The following is an 18,473-nucleotide window of genomic DNA, read 5'->3' as shown; positions in this document are numbered from 1 at the left end:
CACCGTGAATATAACAGCCAGCGCAGGGTAAGGTTAGTTCACTGCGATATGTCACCATGAAAATAACAGCCGGCGTAGGGTAAGGTTGGTTCACTGCGATTTGTCACCGTAAAAATAACAGCCGGCGCAGGGTAAGATTAGTTCACTGCGATTTGTCACCGTAGCAATAACAGCTAGTGTTCGATGAAATAAGTTTGATGTATCAAGAGAAATTATCAGAATAACAGGTTCCCCTCCCGCAAGCGGGTCCCTCCCCGTTATTCTGATAACTCTTTTGGGGCTTCGTCAAAAGCACCTACCCTAGGTGAATCACAAGTTATAAAATCATGGTAGTTTCTAAATTTAACCTCAATTGAACATTGGGATTTAACAGATACGTAATAGCCAGCAAGTAGTAGGTCACGGATAGAAATTTCAAAAACGAACTGACCATTTTGACTAGCAGATAAATAATAATTTTTTATAATTCGACCTCTATCTGAGTATTCTGCCCAGCCAGATATATGTAGCGAGACCTTATAAAAAGGATGCTTTTTTCTTCCTGTAAAGCTTCTTGACGCTGTTTTTCTTTAATGTCTGCAAGTTCTTTCAATTGTTCTTTATGCTCTTGCGTTAAAAAAGACGTAGAAGAAAGTTGTGGAGGAACTGAGCTAGAGTTAGCTGTAGATAGATTTGAAGTTGAAGGCTTAGTTATTGCAGTGTTCGCTTCTGTTTTTTCAGACTGTTTTTGAAAAGCTGAATAAAAGATAACTAGGGAGAAGAACAGTAACAAAGCAGAGCCTTTAATAAACCAATTATCGTACCACTTCTTTATATCACTTGGAGCTGCCTCCTTGATAGCTTGGTCACTTTTAGTATGTGAACGGTAAAATTTGAAATATTTTTTTCATATTCTCGTTCGTGTGTTGCTATAACAGAAGAATTAGACTGAGAATGGCCGTCGTGGACTTTTAAAATATATTTATCATCTTGACCCATCATTGATTTTTTTATAGCACGATAATGATTAGATACTAAATCACGTATATCTCTGTCTACCTTCCTAAAATTCTGAGTAATGAGCATTATGTCAAAACCGTAATGACGGTGAACATCATAAAATTGTTTAACTTCGGCATCACATGACCGAGATGGTAAAGCAAAGTGACATTCGTCTATAAAAAAATAAACCCTATTACCTTGCTCATTCTGCCAATGTTCATATTGAAGGTAATGCTCTTTTTTTGAAAAAGGACGTTGCCCCCCATAGTTATGAAACTCCCCATCAATAACTTCAATCAAGTCTCTGCAATAGTCACCATAAATAAGGCAAAAATGATCTACATTTAAAGGTAAGTTAGTTACTACTTTTCTCTTGTGCTCTGTGACAGTAGGTATTATATGCCGAACAACAGCCTCATAACTTTTTCCTCCACCAGTTCGGCCAGTTATGCCATGAATCATATTTAACTCCCTAATCTAATAAATGGTATTAGCTGTAATAAAAACCTAATTGTTATAGATATAATTATCATCGACATAGCTTGCGATAAACCAAGTGCTGAAGCGTAATAGGTAACTTCTGGAGGTAAAGAGCTGAAGTGTTGAGCTATATCGAGTCCATCAAATAAGCCATCTAAGGCACTAACAGCCAAAACAGATATATTTAAAAAACTCTCATAAATAAAAATAAACAAGTCTTTTAACAGAGTTCCTATAGTTAAAAGTAAGCTATAAAAAAATTGCTGCATTTCAACCCACTTTTGTGCAAGCCAATCCAACATATTAACCCCCGAATATTAGAGCGCGGCATAAGAATGCGGCTGTTATTAAAATAAAAACTTTAATGATTGATAATAATTGGACTGATGGAAGTGGTAAATCCGCACAACCAAAGTCCATGTGAGTGCCTAAGTTAAAGCATATTTGAGTTTGAGGTGGTGCACCTCCAGATTGAAACTGAAACTGCTGAATGAACTGATATGCATCAGATGATTTCAATTCTTCAGATTTTTCATTCCAAACTCCTTCAAAACCATCAGGGTAAGATGACTCTAAAAAGCTTGCTGAATTATCTGGATTAAATTCGCCAGAGTAGGAGGTATTATTTAGTTTTTCTAGTTCTGAAAGAATATCCTTCTGACCATCAATTTGTTCTTTTTCACTTTGGCTTATATCAAGAAGGAGCTCGTTACTTGTATTGGACTTTGAATTTGCGAGATCAGCAAGCTCATTAGATATTTGGATTTCTTGAGCGATTCGGTCAAGTCGTTGGACATTAGCATCAACACCAATGTTTAGGTTATCGTTTATAGATTTTAAATTATCGTTAATTTGATTTGCAGCATCGATAAGTTCAGTTTTGTCACTGTCATCAGCTTCAGCTGGGTCTTCTGGGGGTTGTGGTTCAGGAGTAGGTTCCACTGGAGGGTCGATAGGAGGCTCAACTGGTTCTGTTGAGTCTGGAACACAAGTCACAGGCTCTTGTGAAGAATAACTAATAGGTAGAAGATAAGAACCATCAGGGTTTGTAAAAATGGTACATTGCCTGTTATTGCCGGCATCATAGCATACAGTTGTTGATTGATTAGAAACACCCGACACAAATAAGTCGCCTTGGGTCGGTTCTGGGCAATCAGGGTCAGAATCAATCTTGTAGCACCACATTTCAAAATTATACTCAGTAGGGCCATTAGGATAGTTTGGATCTGGGCATATAAAGGAAGATGTATCTGGTTGCTTGTTATCTAAAGAGCCAACTTTTGATGACTCAAAAAGCTCAGGTGAGCGTGTATTATCAGGCTGAATAGGACTTGATATAAATTCTTGTATACAGGTAATCATGTAATAAGATCCATTCCCTAGCAAGTCACGACTTGAGCAAGAGGCGGGTCCGTTTTGAGACCAATCAGTAAAGCCACTGGAAACGCTTGGGAAAGTTGTATCTTGAAGAATGCCTGTTTTTATAACATCTTCACAAACTGAAAACTCTGTATCTTTAACCTGGGCAACGTTACCGTTGTAAGTACAATTAAAGGTAAAACCTCCATTATTCTCTGCGAGTATTTTTTCGACAGCAAACAATTTAAAGCAAAAAAACGCAAATAAGCGCTAATATATTTAATAGTAACTTCATTATGAACTCTCGCAGTATGAAATGACGTTAAGCGATAGTGAGGTTAAAAATCTAACCCCACCCAAAATTTTTACAAACTATGAAAGCAGAAATAGCCCCTATCAACGCAATGATTGTGTAGATAAGGGCGACTATTAAACCGCCCATAAATAAACCTTATGCTTTTGAAACAGCACGTTTTGCAAGTGATATGCCTTTATAAGCAAGGGCAACACCTACGATTAAAACACCAGTTGCACCAACGAAAGTAGCAACACCAGCCATATCAACAGCAGCAAAAATATCAGTCATAATATTAATTCCTAAAATTTATTAATTAATTGTCGGGACAATTTCACTTTGTAAGAAATATACCCCAGGGTTAAAACGAGGCCGAAGCCCCAAGTGAATGACTCTCCAATTTCAAGAGCCGTTATCTGAACGCTATCAACATATGAAGCTGCTTCATGGCTGGGTACTAAAACGTAACCGGTGCATTGTTCTAGTGTTTCAGTTGTCGCAGTTAATGTGCCGTCAGCATTCAAATAAATACATTGCATGGTGAATTTTTACCTTTTATCTTTACTTATTTATTTGGTTGCTCGGTATCAGCAATCGAATTAAGTCGGAAGCCTTTCCATTCCATCTGGCGAGCTACGTTAGCGCCTTCGTAATATTCAAGGTTTAATAAAACTGGTTTTAAGCCCCAGCCACTAGGATCTGATTGCAGCTTTTCTAGTTGCTTATAAACACCACTTTCAACTTGGTCAGGCGTTACCTTTACACTCCAAATGCTTGCAGGGCTTTTTGTATGAAACTTAAATTCACCTGCCACAGGCAAGGGAACACCTTTGTCATCCGTTTTGTTTACGAGTTTTAGATCTGTTATTGCACCTTCGATGCTAGCCATAGTTATTGCTCCTTTGAGTAGTCTTCTATTAATTGTTTCTGTGAAGTTATTAAATCTATAATTCGCTGCTGATAATCCATAAATTGCCTCAAGTCGTTACACAAACAGCGTGAACTGTAGGATTTTTGTTTAATTTTTCCAGCTTAGCTAAATCTGTTTCTAAGCTGTGCTTTTGATAAGTATTTGCACCGGCTAAACACCAAGCTGTCTTTACTCTTGATGATTTACCGAATCCGCAAAAAAACGGTCATTAACTTTTATGATGTAAGCTGTATTTGGGGACATAAATATACCTATTTCTTATCTGAATAAATTGTTATTAAAACAGTTGGTTACACTTAGTGACACAAGTCCAAGGGCGCGACTTCGTCGCTTAAAACATTAGAAGCCAAAGCTTCGTAGTCCATGAATAAACACATGTTTTGATAATCTTCGATTGCACAAGATTCAAGGAACTGCATTTCCTCTTCACTAGGTGCAAATAAGCGGCCGTCGTCATGCCAACTTTGTATTTGCTCAGAAACACCAGCCATCATCTTGCGTTGAGCGTTAAGCTCTCTTTCTGTAAGGATTTGAGATGTACCACGACGAGTAATTACAACTATTGAATCCCATGCAACACCTATAATTCTGTGTGATGCGAGTTCTCCATATTTATTTTTTGCGCGACAAACTTCTCCTGTTATTTCATCAACTATGTCTGGGATATGATATTGAATGCGTATAGGCTGACTATCTCGCTTTACTTGTACGCCTCCCATAGCTAAACAGAATTCTTTCCAATTTCCAGAATCAGCAGCACGTCTTACTTTTTCCAAAGCATATTCAGATATTTTATCAAGAGTTGTATTCATGGCATTTGCAACCTCACATTTACCTTTATCACCTTTACCCAGCATTCTCAGTTCTCTCCAAAGTGTGATAGAGGGACCACCAATTTTTTGAAACCGTCTAATTCGGGAAGCCTTTGCCCAAGCTGTAGCTCTTTCAGCTGCGTCAGCAGGAGCAATGTCGATTTGACCAGCTTTGGAGCAATTTATGCTTTCTAAACCACTTCCTGTTATTGCTTTCAATATGTATTTAAGTATGTAACCAGCGGCTGAACCTTTACTATTTCTAATTCGAATAGGTTTAAATCGTGTTGTGCTACGTGGTATCTCTTCAGGGGTGTCTTCTGTTAGAAGTGTACGTAGTGTTTTGCGAACAGTATGTACATGCTCTTTTTCCATAAATAAAAGCATGTGCCAGTGTGGACAACCATCATGATGAGGTTCTACAACTCGATGGCCATAAAGTCTAATACCAGCTTTTGCAAATATAGCTCTTGCTCTACGCCATTTCTCATTAAAATACTCTTGGCATTCTTTAGCTGTAGAGCCATCGTATTTATCGTTTGGAATACCATTTTTGTTTACGGAGTGAAACCTACTTGGAGCAGACCCTGTATAAAACTCTTTTGCATGTCCCATTTCATCTGCAAATTCCTCAAATCCGCGGCTACAAGTCATAATCTCAGATACTTGTTGTATTCCTGAATTATGTGAGCGCTCAACGACTGATGCCAGAGTTTCAAAATCCCCAAAAGGATTTGAGTTTTCAGGGACAACAAATAGGCCTTTCATCATCTCAGCTGTTTGTCGATTTCGGTATCTTCGATTTTTAACAGTAAAGTCAGAAGCGTATGCAGAGGCTTTTGCGTGTACTAGCCTAAAATCGCGATGTATTTGCTCAACTGTTTCAGCTTGTATTTGGCGTAATTTTCTACGCCACCATATTGGATCTGCAAAACGGTTTAGTGAGCCTATAATTGACTCCATGTTAAACTCTAATTCTGGCGGTGATATCTTGAATGTTCTGATAAAAGAACTTAATTGCTGGTATACACGAACCCCATAACCAAATTGTGCTATTTTCAACTGGCAGAATCGCGCCTTATTTTCTGCTGCTTCAATAAGCTCTGAATCAGTGCATGAAAGCTTTATTTCACCAATTAAATCATCACCAAACTTGAAGCCTCCAAGAGTTAATGCATTATCTGCCTTACTTAAGACTTCATTCGCTTTATCAAGGTCATAAAACTTTTCAACTAGGGAAAAGCCAGTGCTAAGTATTTTTGCCAAATGTGGGTGACGCTTAAAAACTTGATTACGCCACGACTTGTGATCAAAAAAGAATTTAGGGGTTTTTTATTAAACTTCTTTAGAGCTATGCGTTGTTCCCTATTTAAAAGGTAGTTAGGTAGCTCTTTAGTTAAGCCATTAACAATATCAGTAGCAGTTCCTCTTGGCCGTATGGATTCAGTAGCTTTGCAAGCTGCATCAACTGGAAATAGATCTGAAAATTCAGCCTCAGACAAAACACTTAAATCTTGTACATGGGGATTAAAAGGCTCTGGTGCAGATGTTCTTTGTGGCTTAAAGGATTGTTGCTCTGCCATCTTCATAATTAATTACCTTGATTGCTAGTTAAGGTCATATCGATATTTGCTGCTTTTGCTGCTTCGGCATAAAGGGCAATCATGTTGATATATTTTTTTACTCGCGCAGGATTTTCACCAGGAGAACACGGTGGGGTGTATACTGGTAACCTACCTGCAAAAACAGCGTTAACGACATCCTTTACAGTGATACCTTGTAAACGTGCGTATTCCTGATAGGTCAGAATTGGGGTTGGAATTGATAAAATTAATTTGTCGTGCATAGTTTACTATCTCAATCCTTTAATATAGTATGTATGTACTATATTATATCATTTTGCTGTAAATGTTATTTATTATATATACTGGTTATTTAAATTTATGTAAAGTTTATTTAAATGGGTAGGTATGAAAATATGAGTGTGTTTCATGAGTAAAAAATTAAAAAGTACCAAAGAAGTAATTGAAACTATTAAAGATATTTATAGTTTTAAAACATTAACTGAAGTATCAATTTATTTTGGAAAACAAAGGAATTGGGCTACACAAATGATTCAAAAAGAGTCCATTCCATACCCTCAATGTGTTCAAGCATGTAATGAAAAAGGTGCTTCAATGGACTTAATTTTGTATGGAATTAACGCTCCTATTTTTGATAAAAAAGTTATGCTTGAACAAATTAAAGAGGGGTTGTTTGAGAGTGTTGATCTTGGAATTTTACCTAATTTAAATAAAGATAAATTAACAAGCACAGCGGTCATTGTGATGAAGGGTATTGAAAAATCATTTTAGTTTTAGGTATGTAATAGTTTAAGCTTGTGTAAGAAATTGCATAATAAGCGCATGTTTATACCTGAGAAATTAAATGACAATCAAAAAAGTTGATGGTGGTTATAAAGTTGATATTCGTCCTTGGGGTGCTGTTGGCCGTAGAATTAGAAAGGTTTTTCCTACTCGCGGCGAGGCGCAACGATTTGTAAATCATACTATTGCTGAGGCGGAAGATAAGCCTTGGAAACAAGAGAAAATTGATAGTCGTCACTTATCTGATTTAGTTCAGCTTTGGTACAAAGTGCATGGTCAAACTTATGCTTCACCGCAGCGGGCTTTAGCTAAATTAGAAATGATTTGTGAAGCGCTGAACAATCCAATTGCTATGAATTTACAGGCTAAAGATTTTGTTAAATGGCGTGGTGAACGTATGTCGGGTGAAACACCAATAAGCCCAAAAACCGCGAACAACGACCTTGTATTAATTAAGAGTATGTTCAATAAGTTAATTGAAGTAGGGGAGTTAAAATACCCTAACCCTCTAGCTGAAATTAAGCCATTCAAACTACAGCAAACAGAGCTTTCATTTTTGATGGAAGACGAAATAATTACTCTACTTAATGAACTAAAACGCTCTACTAACCCGCATATTTTAATCGTGTCTAAAATTTGTTTAGCTACTGGTTGTAGGATAAGTGAAGCGTGTAATTTAAAAGGTTCTCAGGTTATTAAATCAGGCGATAGCTACCGCATCACCTTCATTAATACCAAGGGTAAAAAGAACCGAACTGTACCAATTAGTGAAAAGCTGTTTAATGAGATCCCTAAAAAGTCAGGGCCACTATTTGCTGATTGTAGAAAGGCATTTGAAAGGGCGGTAAATAAAACCGATATTAATTTGCCAAAGGGACAGTGTAGCCATGTTTTAAGGCATACTTTCGCTAGTCATTTTATGATGAACGGAGGTAATATATTAGTATTGCAGCAGATACTTGGTCATGCAAAGATTGAGCAAACCATGGTTTACGCGCACTTCGCACCAAGTCATTTAGAAGATGCTATTAGACTAGGGCCGAAACTGTTCTAATTTTAGCCCTTAATCAATCTATTGAGTAGATGGGTTAATTGCTTGTGTTAGGTTCTTCCTTGGAATTTTCCAAGTATCTAGGAGGCAAGCGATTAGGCTTCTTAATTCTATGGAGGCTTCTGAATGACTATTGAAATTACGTAACATTGACAGCTGCTCTAGCTCTTTTGCTACTCTAAACAATGATTTACCTACCTCATTAGCTGCAAAATACTCACCTAGAATAGTTGTAGGTAAAGAATCAAAGTCACTCATTACCTTTGATCTTATTTGAGAAGAAGTCGTTTTACCTTCATCTGAAAATTGATCTAATAAAGACAGTGATAAAGTAAGCATTTTATCAACTCCACTTTTTCCTCTGGAGCCAAAAGTAAACCCATCAACTAGACGTTCAATTCTCTCATTATGATCTAAAAATGATAATTCTTTTAACACAAAGTCTACTCCAATCACAAACAGTGATAAAGAATAGTAAAAACACCTTAAAGCGACTTCTGTTTGGCTTGGCTTAGTTAAAACTTGGTCAACAAAATAGTGAGCTACTTCTAACCACTGATTACATGAGTCAAAAGTAATACCGTTTGCCAATAACCCTTTGCATTTATGAATCTGTCCTTTCCAGTCCCCATCAAGTTTACCTAAATTATAATCACTTATTTTTTTAATAAATTCTTCATCGGATAATCTAACATTTAATATTCTTTCAGATTTTTGAAGTTTGGACAAAAATGTACCATCGAGCACTAAAACATTCAGATCACGACCAAAATCTTTTACTGCTTTTCTTCTATCTGTGGTTGCAACTATTACATTATCAGCTTTTACAGCTTTGCTTAAACCTTTAGCCCAGAAAATTCTTTCAATTGCCTGTGGGGTTTTTTTATTTTTTATGTCAACAATAGTTATACTTCGAGTTACAGAGGACTCTCTACTGTAAAGCCACAAATCAATATCAGTTACATCAAAGCCATCATAATTAAAGGGCAGACCTCTCACAACAAAATAACCTGATTCAAGGAAGTAGCTACGAAGATATTCTTCCATTTCAAACCCTTTACCTATTTTCATAGTCATAATTAGCTCCTTCCTGTTCTGAGAGAGTTAATCATATCATTAGTTTCAAATGGGCTTCTTATGATTTGTTGTCTTCGTATCATTTCTCTATTAGCTTCAGGACCTCTAAATTTAGTGATGGCGGCACCCGGTAAAGATTTAATTGATTGTTCGCTCACATCACCCTGTCTAATTGCTTGAAGAGCGAGCTCACCAACTTCTTTTTTAATAATCGCATTATTGGCCCATGACGGCCATTTTTCATTCCTATCCTGATAGAAACAACACCTTTTAATTCAAGCATTTTGTAGTCTTGTCCGATAGCTTTAACTGGGCCAACTTCACGGCCATCTATTAAAGCACCTAATAGCTTATCAATCATACTTATCTGCCCCCTAGCATGATCACTTTTAGTCATACCATACGTTAAGGAAGCAACAAAGGCTTTGGCTAAATCAAAAGCGTCGTCAACCATTGAGTTACTAAACTTTGAAAATGCTGACGGAAGTGTTAAAAAACCGACTTCCTCTTGATGATTACTTACAACATTAATATCAAAAAAGCCAATGGAGTTGACCTTATTAAATAACGTAGTGCCTAGTATACGAGAAGCATCATTGCATGAAACACAAGAATTTCGTTTAAGCATGAGGGTTAGTTCATTTAATGAGGATTGCTCTACAGTATTCAATGAATCTAATACAGATTTTATTTTTGTAGCCGAGTCTCTTCGAAAAAGATTCCCATTAAAAAGGACTTTTTCGTTTGCATTAATATTTTCAACATCAACAAAGCCTATTTGCTCAGAATCATGGAATAGTTGGGTGACTTCTGCACGAGCTAATTTATATTTGTCGGAGATTTCTTCTGATAACTCATTGCTACTAAATGGTTTTATCGAAACAGTTTCAGCTAAATCTAAGGCTGAAGATTCTATAGCTTTTGGATTAAGTGATTCAAAAATATTTGATGTATGCTGTAAAGCTGAAGAAGTGGTTATTCCTAATACACCAACACCAGATTCACTTAAGTCAATTAATTCATGCTCAGCTAAAACATTTTTCAATATTGGAAGCTCAAATCCGATATTAATATTTGCAGCACTTGCTAATATTTCTAACTTATCATTTGAAACCACGGTTTCCTGAGACTCTGAAATAGCTGATAATAGAATTCCTGCTTTACCAGCAACAAAGGTATTTTGGTAAGCACCTTGACTATTCATATTCTGTAATTTATTTGTGTGGTGAATTAACCATGACCCTTTAACTTTGTGGTCCATCAATAAGGTTCCTTGAAATTTTATCATTAAGTCGTCTTGTCCACATAATGCCCAAATCAGATAGATTGCACAAGACTTTAAAAGATAGCATAAGAAACTAAGTTTTTGATTTTAAATTAAGTCATTGTTTTATATATCCACATGTAACAATTGAGGCTTTTCGGACGGGGGTTCAAATCCCCCAGCTCCACCAATAAAGGTTTTTGAACTCGTTATTCGAAAACCATAAGAAACCCGCAAATTTGTTAATCCAAATTTGCGGGTTTTTTTATGCTTATAATTTAATTATTAATGATTGTTCAACGTTTGTAATAACTAATACCAATCTGCTTATATATGGGGTCTATTTAACATTAAGAAAATTACGCTAGAACTAGACAAAAATTTTTGTATCTAGTTGTTCTAAATAAAAAATTTTTAACGACGTTATAGTGCAATTTAATTCGTTAAATTGATCAAAGATTTATGTAGGTTGGTATAAGCCTTAGCTGCTATTTCAGCGTTGTACAGCGCAGTAAGTAAAACCAATATTAACTTGCCAGAGGGGCAATGTAGCCATGCTTTAAGGTATACTTTCGCGAGTCATTTTATGATGAACGGAGGGAATATTTTACTGTTACAACAAATACTTGGTTATGCTAGTAAGCTTGGACCAAAAGTATAAAAGTGAGTTAAGAAACTCATTGAATGAGGGTTCGATTTAATTCAAAAATTAAATCAATGTAAAGTAGCGCTTAGTCTTTTTTACTTACTAACCAGCATTCTTCAAAAAGGAAGCTCTGCTCTTCGAAAGACATTAGCTCATTACTGGCGTGTCTTGCAATCAGTAAAAAACGACTCTTCAAGTATACTTGCATATAGAGAGGGTAGTTAAATGGCTAGAGGCGGTAAAATAAAAAACAGGAAGTAACCGAACAAGCTACCAAATAATCAAATAAAAATATTATTTCCTTTATTAACAGTTAATTAAGTTTATTTAAAATCGTTCGAGTTTAATTTTAAAGAGTGATCGCTCTTATATTCGATCACCTTTGGTGCTCAATTTTATCATTTAACTACCATGTAAAAGTTAAACCAGAGTTTGCTTTGATAAATAGCATAACTTTATATAGTATCCTTATATACATTAATGGATTAGCCCCACTCTTAGGCTGTAAAGGAATACTTGTGTCACTCCCTGATTACCAATCTTTTATGACCCCGTTGCTAGCATGTTTAGCAAATGGTAAGACCGTTAAGCTGCGTGATATTGATGCAGATGTTTACCGTAAACTTGGGCTTAGTGCCGATCAACTAAAGCTCCGCATACCGAGCGGCAAGCAAACATATGCTTATCATCGTTTGGGGTGGGCTAAAACTTACTTAGTTCAAGCAGGTTTAATAGAACAACCCAAAAGAGCATTTTGCAAAATCACACAAAAATGGCTAGCTGCAATCGAGTCAGGCGCGCCAATCAATAACCAATACTTAAGTAAGTTCGATGCTTTCCTTGATTTTAAAACACGCTCTAAAGACGCAAATGAGCCCACACAAGTAAACACCACCAGCATAGTAAGTAATAACTCAGATAAAACCCCTGAAGAGCTTATAGAAGCTGCAGTAGACACGCTCAATACCAACCTAAGTGACGAAATACTAAAAGCGATATTAGCAGCATCCCCCGTATTTTTTGAAAACCTAGTGGTCGATTTAATGCTCGCCATGGGTTACGGCGGATCACGCAAAGATGCAGGCCAAGCCACTCAATACACGCAAGATGGTGGTATTGATGGTGTAATCAAAGAAGATAAACTTGGCCTTGAAATGATATAGTTGCAAGCCAAGCGTTATACCAATAAAACAGTTGGCCGCCCAGATATACAAGCCTTTGCAGGTGCGCTTGATATGCACCGTGCTAAAAAGGGCGTTTTCATTACCACCAGCAGCTTTAGTAAAGATGCCCTTGAATATGTCGGCATGATAGAAAAACGCATAGTGCTGGTGGATGGCGCACAACTAACCGAACTCATGCTTACCCATAATTTAGGCGTAAGCACCAAACATGTATTTGAAGTAAAAGCGCTCGATAGCGATTACTTTATGGAAGATTAAAATGACAACTAATAATAACTTTTCTCAAACCGCTGCATTTATCTGGTCAGTAGCTGATCTCCTTCGCGGTGACTTTAAGCAGTCTCAATATGGCCGTGTTATTTTACCCTTTACCTTATTACGTCGCCTTGAGTGTGTGCTCGCACCAAGTAAAGATGCAGTAGTAGCAGAGTTTGAGCGTATTAAAGTCTTAAACCTGCCAGAAGATGCACAAGAAAAACTATTAATAAGAGCTACAAACGGCTTAACCTTTTTTAATACCTCGCCTATGGATTTAGGTAAAATGGGGCAGGGTGATATTAAAGCTAATCTTGAGCGTTATTTTCAATGCTTTTCAGCCGATGCCCGCGAAATATTTGAGCACTTTAAGTTTGATGAGTTTATAGGGCTATTAGACGACGCCAACTTACTTTTTAAAGTCGTTAAAAAATTCGCAACGACCGACTTAAGCCCACAAGCTATATCAAACCACGATATGGGTTTAGTGTTTGAAGAGCTAATACGTCGCTTTGCTGAAAGTTCTAACGAAACCGCAGGGGAGCACTTTACCCCACGCGATATAGTGCGTTTAACTACCTCATTGGTATTTATGGAAGACGACGACGCCCTAACCAAAGAAGGGATTATTCGTACCATTTACGACCCAACAGCAGGTACTGGCGGCTTTTTATCATCAGGTATGGAGTACGTGCACGAGCTTAACCCTAATGCGGTTATGCGCGCGTTTGGTCAAGAGTTAAACCCTGAGTCTTACGCGATATGTAAAGCCGATATGCTTATTAAAGGGCAAGACGTTAGCCGTATTAAACTAGGTAATACCTTATCGAATGATCAGCTAGCAGTAGATAAGTTTGATTACATGCTGTCTAACCCGCCATTCGGTGTAGATTGGAAAAAAATTGAAGGCGATATTAAAGACGAACATACCATTAAGGGCTTTGATGGACGCTTTGGCGCAGGCCTACCAAGAGTGTCTGACGGTTCGCTATTATTTTTAATGCACCTTATTAGTAAAATGCGCGATGCATCACCCTCTGCAAATGATTCTAACAGCGGCGGGCGTATTGGTATTATTCTAAATGGTTCTCCTTTATTTACGGGCGGTGCAGGCAGTGGTGAAAGTGAGATTCGTCGTTATATTTTAGAGTCTGATTTACTTGAGGCAATTATAGCTTTACCTACCGATATGTTTTATAACACAGGTATTGCTACCTATGTATGGGTTTTGTCGAACAAAAAGCACAGCAGCAAAGCGCTGAGCGTAAAAATAAAGTTCAGCTAATTAATGGGGCTAACCTGTGCGGTAAAATGCGCAAATCTCTTGGCTCTAAACGTAACGTTATGAGCGAAGACGACATTAAAGTAATCACTCGCAGCTTTGGTAATTTTGAACAAGTAGAAACAACAACGCTTGAAGAGCTAGGCTTAGCCAAACCAACCGAAGCTAAAAGTAGCCGAGGTCGCCAAGCGGCTAACCCTAAAGCTGATGTAGCAAAAACCTTTGCCAGTAAAATATTTAATACCTATGAGTTTGGTTATCGCCGTATCACTATAGAGCGCCCACTTAGGTTGTCAGCTCAAGTAACTGATGAAGCTATTGCATCCCTGCGTTTTGCACCAAAACCATACAATGCAGCCATGATGGCGCTGTATGAAAAGTTTGGCGCACAGTGGACTACTGACGACAAGTATGGTGATTTAAGCACTGTTGAAATTGAAGCCAGAGCTATTATTAAAGCCGACTTCACAGAGCTGAAAGAAAAACAAATTAAAGATGTATTAGAGCCTAAGCTTTGGTTATTCCAAAAAGCCCTTATGGAAAAAGCACAGCAGCTAAAAACGCAATTAGGTGACGATGCTGGTGGCAAGCACTTGCAATCAGACGATTTTAACCAGTTTGATATTACCTATACACAAGCGCTTAAAGCACTCAATATTAAGCTCGACACCAAAGAGAAAAAACAACTACTTGATGCCATTACCTTTAAAAACCCAGCAGCGGAGTGCGTGGTTGATAAATTATTCAAAGATGCAGCAAACCCAATGTACGGCGCATTTGAATACAAAGGTAATGTTAAAAAGTGGCAAGGTAAAGTAGTGACTTATAAGCAAGATGGCGACTTACGCGATAATGAAAATGTACCGCTAAAAGAGGCTTATTTAAACGGCTCAGCTCAGCCAAGTATTAGCACAACCCAAATGGTTGAAAACTACTTTAACCGCGAGGTAGCACCCCATGTAAGTGATGCATGGATAAACGACACTAAGCGCGATGACAAAGACGCCGAGCTAGGCATAGTTGGCTATGAAATCCCCTTTAACCGCCATTTTTATGAATATCAGCCACCACGTGATTTAACTGAGATTGACAAGGAGCTTGATGCTGTGAGCAGTGACATAATGAAGTTGTTGCAAGAGGTACACTCGTAATGAGCGACAAACACCCAGCATTACTGCAAAGTGCAGAATACAAACAATGGCTAATAGAGCTTAAACAAAAAGTGGCATCAAGCCAGCAAAAAGCCGTTGTTAAAGTGAATACCGAGCTTTTAACCTTGTATTGGCTACTAGGCGAAGAAATAGTTGCCCGCCAACAGCAAGCCGCATGGGGCGATAAGTTATTAGCTCAACTCAGCCAAGATTTAATGGCCGAATTTCCGCAAATGAAAGGGTTTTCACAGCGCAACCTTAAGTACATTCGCCAGTGGTATCAATTTTTCTCAAGTGATGCAATTGGGCAACAGCTTGTTGCCCAATTAGTGCAAATTCCTTGGGGTCACAATATTCAAATTATCAGTAAGTGCAAAACCACTGACGAGGCGGCCTATTATGTTAGCAACACACTCGCACATGGCTGGAGCCGTAATGTTTTGGTGCACCAAATTGAAAGTGGCCTGTGGCAACGCGACGGTCAAGCCCTACATAATTTTGAGCAACGTTTGCCTGCCGCGCAATCAGAGTTGGCAATTCAAACCTTAAAAGACCCATACATTTTTGACTTTTTAAGCCTTGCCAAAAATCATTCAGAGCGCGAATTAGAGCAAGGGCTGGTTAAACACATTACCCAGTTTTTGCTCGAACTAGGCGCAGGCTTTGCCTATATCGGCAAACAATATCCGTTGCAAGTGGGCGAGCGTGACTTTTATATCGATCTGTTGTTTTATCATGTGCATTTACATTGCTACATAGTGATCGAATTAAAGCTTGGAGACTTTGAGCCAGAGCACGCAGGCAAGCTAAATTTTTATATTAAAGCGGTTGATGAGCAACTTGCTAAAGTAGGTGATGCGCCCACCATTGGCCTGTTACTGTGCAAAACCAAAGATAAGTTAGTGGCCGAATACGCCCTTAGCTGCATGGATAAACCCATGGGCATTGCCGAGTACCGCTTAACCCAACAACTTCCCGATTCGTTGAAAAATGAACTGCCCAGTGTCGAAGTCTTAGCACAGCTAGGGGACGATCATGAGTGAATTAAATACTGGCAAATATCAGGCATATCCTGAGTATAAGGATTCTAGCAGTAAATGGTTGGATTCAATTCCATCACATTGGAAAGTGACATTTTTAAAGCATGTACTATCAACTCCAATTACAGATGGGCCCCATTCAACACCAGTATTTATTGATGAAGGTATTCCATTTGTGTCGGCAGAAGCTGTTTCTGGCGGGTATATTGATTTTGATAAGATTAGAGGTTTTATCTCTAAAGAAGATGATGCTTTTTTTAGTCAGAAATATAGTCCAAAAAGACATGATGTCTATATGATTAAATCAGGCGCAACAACTGGTATTACTGCGATTGTAGAGACGGATAAGCATTTCAATATTTGGTCACCGCTTGCTGTTATGAGATGTAAAAATACATATAATCCATACTTCTTACTAAATAGTCTTCGTTCCGATTTCTTCCAAAAGTCAGTGCAATTAAGTTGGACTTTCGGCACTCAGCAGAATATAGGGATGGGGACGTTAGAGAATCTGACGGTGTGCTATCCGCCTTTGGAAGAGCAAATTCAAATCGCTAACTTCCTCGATCACGAAACGGCCAAAATTGACATGCTTATCGAAAAGCAGCAGCAACTGATTAAGTTACTAAAAGAAAAGCGCCAAGCGGTGATCAGCCATGCTGTGACTAAAGGCCTCAACCCACAAGCCCCGATGAAAGATTCCGGTGTGGAGTGGTTGGGTGAAGTTCCTGAACATTGGGTTATATGTCGTTTAAAAAATGCTTTAACTATCAGAAATGGTAGAGATTATAAACAGGTTGAGGTTGAAAGTGGCGGATATCCTGTTTACGGTTCAGGAGGAGTATTTAAAAGAAGCTCAAAGTACTTATTTGATGGTAGCTCAGTCCTATTTGGGAGAAAGGGAACAATTGACAAACCACTCGTTGTGAGTGGGAAGTTCTGGACTGTAGATACGATGTTTTATAGTGAAATAAACACTTTCCATGAAGCTAAATATATTTATTACCAAGCATCTATGTTTCCGTTTTCATTGCTTTCAACAAGTACTGCATTACCAAGCATGACTCAAGAAGATCTTTTGAATTTAGGTTTTGTATCTCCACCATTGACTGAACAACAAAAAATTGTTGAATATCTAAAAATTAAATTAGATAGGTTTGAAGTGTTAATAAGTAAAGTTGAACAATCAATTATACTATCTAAAGAACGCCGCACCGCCTTAATCTCTGCCGCAGTCAGCGGCAAAATCGACGTGCGACATTGGGAGCAACCTAATGACTAACGATATTACACCACCGCTTGGGCAGTTTATTTTATTTGAAACAGATGAAGGCCAAACCAAGGTTGAATGTCGCTTTGAAACTGAAACGCTTTGGCTAACTCAAAACCTAATAGCTGAGCTGTATCAAAAGAGTGTACCGACTATAAATGAGCATTTAAGTAACATTTATAATGAGGGCGAACTTGAACAAAATGCAACCATTAGGAATTTCCGAATAGTTCGAAAAGAGGGTACTCGAGAAGTTGCTCGTGATGTGGCGCATTATAATTTAGAAGCCATATTAGCGGTGGGTTACCGTGTGCGCTCTAAGCAAGGCACACAGTTTCGCCAGTGGGCGACGAAAACATTACAAGAGTATCTAACTAAGGGCTTTGTAATGGATGACGAGCGCCTTAAAAACCCAGATAACATGCAGTACTTTGATGAGCTGTTAAATCGTATACGTGATATACGTTCATCAGAGAAAATATTCTGGCGCAAAGTATGCGACATATATGCCACCAGCATTGATTACGATGGCAAAGCACAAACTAGTGTTGACTTTTTTGCTAAAGTGCAAAATAAAATGTATTGGGCTGCACATGGTAATACCGCAGCAGAGCTCGTGTTTAAACGAATTGATGCTGAAAAGCCAAATTTAGGTTTAACCAGCTTTGCAGGCACAGAGCCAACTCGCAAAGAGGTGGTCACAGGCAAAAACTACTTAAATGAGCAAGAACTTGATACGTTAAACAGGCTGGTTAACTCCTACTTAGAATTTGCAGAACTTCAAGCCCGTAATGGTAAGTTAATGAAAATGGCAGACTGGGCAAGCAAGCTCGATGACTTTTTACGCTTAAGTGATTATGAAGTGCTTAACCACGCTGGCAATATTTCACAGGCACAAGCCACTGAAAAAGCAAAACAAGAATACGATAAATACCGCAGAGTAATTGATGCCCAGCCATCAAAGGTTGATTTAGACTTAGCCAATGCACTCAAGCAATTGCAGGGTAAACCTGCAAAGTAACTTAAATA

At 38.1% G+C, this 18,473-nt stretch carries 16 protein-coding genes and 3 pseudogenes; 8 read left to right on the top strand and 11 right to left on the bottom strand.

Translation table 11 applies throughout. The features are described 5' to 3' along the window. Nucleotides 1-460: 460 nt before the first annotated feature. From P4S65_RS16590 to P4S65_RS16550, 9 genes are all read right to left on the bottom strand, one after another. On the bottom strand, nucleotides 461-772 hold the full coding sequence (locus P4S65_RS16590; protein WP_337120619.1) for a hypothetical protein: 312 nt from the start codon (nucleotides 770-772) through the stop codon (nucleotides 461-463). Between the two features lie 38 nt (nucleotides 773-810). Then, nucleotides 811-1,443, bottom strand: coding sequence for a zonular occludens toxin domain-containing protein (locus P4S65_RS16585; protein ID WP_337120618.1), 633 nt, complete (start codon nucleotides 1,441-1,443; stop codon nucleotides 811-813). A gap of 2 nt (nucleotides 1,444-1,445) precedes the next feature. Beyond that, complete coding sequence (locus tag P4S65_RS16580) at nucleotides 1,446-1,763, bottom strand: DUF2523 family protein (protein ID WP_337120617.1); 318 nt, start codon at nucleotides 1,761-1,763, stop codon at nucleotides 1,446-1,448. Nucleotide 1,764: 1 nt separating this feature from the next. Continuing rightward, on the bottom strand, nucleotides 1,765-2,823 hold the full coding sequence (locus P4S65_RS16575; protein ID WP_337120616.1) for a hypothetical protein: 1,059 nt from the start codon (nucleotides 2,821-2,823) through the stop codon (nucleotides 1,765-1,767). A 448-nt stretch (nucleotides 2,824-3,271) separates the two neighbouring features. Further along, a complete protein-coding gene (locus P4S65_RS16570) occupies nucleotides 3,272-3,406 on the bottom strand; it encodes a membrane protein (RefSeq protein ID WP_024590800.1) in 135 nt (44 codons plus the stop codon). Nucleotides 3,407-3,680: 274 nt separating this feature from the next. Continuing rightward, nucleotides 3,681-4,004: a hypothetical protein gene (locus P4S65_RS16565; RefSeq protein WP_337120615.1), complete on the bottom strand. Its 324-nt coding sequence runs from the start codon at nucleotides 4,002-4,004 to the stop codon at nucleotides 3,681-3,683. Between the two features lie 338 nt (nucleotides 4,005-4,342). Beyond that, a complete protein-coding gene (locus P4S65_RS16560) occupies nucleotides 4,343-6,124 on the bottom strand; it encodes a replication endonuclease (RefSeq protein ID WP_337120614.1) in 1,782 nt (593 codons plus the stop codon). Further along, nucleotides 6,091-6,447 carry a hypothetical protein gene (locus P4S65_RS16555; protein ID WP_337120613.1) on the bottom strand — a complete coding sequence of 119 codons (357 nt, stop codon included), beginning with the start codon at nucleotides 6,445-6,447 and terminating at the stop codon, nucleotides 6,091-6,093. The genes P4S65_RS16560 and P4S65_RS16555 overlap by 34 nt, the downstream gene beginning before the upstream one ends. Nucleotides 6,448-6,449: 2 nt before the next feature. Continuing rightward, entirely contained in the window at nucleotides 6,450-6,704 is a 255-nt protein-coding gene (locus tag P4S65_RS16550; protein WP_304180361.1) for a DNA-binding protein, read from the bottom strand. Between the two features lie 145 nt (nucleotides 6,705-6,849). Between P4S65_RS16550 and P4S65_RS16545 the strand changes: the two genes are divergently transcribed. Both P4S65_RS16545 and P4S65_RS16540 read left to right on the top strand, forming a co-directional pair. After that, nucleotides 6,850-7,212, top strand: coding sequence for a hypothetical protein (locus tag P4S65_RS16545; RefSeq protein WP_304180359.1), 363 nt, complete (start codon nucleotides 6,850-6,852; stop codon nucleotides 7,210-7,212). 73 nt (nucleotides 7,213-7,285) lie between these two features. After that, nucleotides 7,286-8,278, top strand: coding sequence for a phage integrase (locus tag P4S65_RS16540; RefSeq protein ID WP_337120612.1), 993 nt, complete (start codon nucleotides 7,286-7,288; stop codon nucleotides 8,276-8,278). Between the two features lie 18 nt (nucleotides 8,279-8,296). Here P4S65_RS16540 and P4S65_RS16535 read toward each other — a convergent pair whose 3' ends face one another. Together P4S65_RS16535 and P4S65_RS16530 are read right to left on the bottom strand one after the other, a co-directional pair. Further along, entirely contained in the window at nucleotides 8,297-9,352 is a 1,056-nt protein-coding gene (locus P4S65_RS16535) for a hypothetical protein (protein ID WP_337120611.1), read from the bottom strand. Between the two features lie 154 nt (nucleotides 9,353-9,506). Then, the gene (locus P4S65_RS16530; RefSeq protein WP_337120610.1) at nucleotides 9,507-10,613 is read right to left on the bottom strand and encodes a hypothetical protein; all 1,107 of its coding nucleotides are present in this window, start codon (nucleotides 10,611-10,613) and stop codon (nucleotides 9,507-9,509) included. 535 nt (nucleotides 10,614-11,148) lie between these two features. Between P4S65_RS16530 and P4S65_RS16525 the strand changes: the two are divergent. The 6 genes and pseudogenes from P4S65_RS16525 to P4S65_RS16500 all read left to right on the top strand — a co-directional run. Then, nucleotides 11,149-11,253 (top strand): annotated as a pseudogene (locus tag P4S65_RS16525) (site-specific integrase); the annotation flags it as partial. 554 nt (nucleotides 11,254-11,807) lie between these two features. Beyond that, nucleotides 11,808-12,704, top strand: a pseudogene (locus P4S65_RS16520) (restriction endonuclease). 1 nt (nucleotide 12,705) lies between these two features. Next, nucleotides 12,706-15,134 (top strand): annotated as a pseudogene (locus P4S65_RS16515) (type I restriction-modification system subunit M). Then, entirely contained in the window at nucleotides 15,134-16,177 is a 1,044-nt protein-coding gene (locus P4S65_RS16510) for a PDDEXK nuclease domain-containing protein (RefSeq protein WP_337120609.1), read from the top strand. The pseudogene P4S65_RS16515 and the gene P4S65_RS16510 overlap by 1 nt, the downstream one beginning before the upstream one ends. After that, nucleotides 16,170-17,456, top strand: a complete 1,287-nt coding sequence (locus tag P4S65_RS16505; protein ID WP_337120608.1) for a restriction endonuclease subunit S — start codon at nucleotides 16,170-16,172, stop codon at nucleotides 17,454-17,456. The genes P4S65_RS16510 and P4S65_RS16505 overlap by 8 nt, the downstream gene beginning before the upstream one ends. Next, nucleotides 17,449-18,465: a virulence RhuM family protein gene (locus P4S65_RS16500; protein ID WP_337120607.1), complete on the top strand. Its 1,017-nt coding sequence runs from the start codon at nucleotides 17,449-17,451 to the stop codon at nucleotides 18,463-18,465. Before P4S65_RS16505 ends, P4S65_RS16500 begins: the two co-directional genes overlap by 8 nt. Nucleotides 18,466-18,473 lie beyond the last annotated feature (8 nt).

This window comes from Pseudoalteromonas sp. B131b (assembly GCF_037162545.1).
Classification (GTDB): Bacteria; Pseudomonadota; Gammaproteobacteria; order Enterobacterales; family Alteromonadaceae; genus Pseudoalteromonas; species Pseudoalteromonas fuliginea.
The sequence above is the reverse complement of the archived record's forward strand: the minus strand, read 5'-3'. Positions and strand labels throughout refer to the sequence as shown.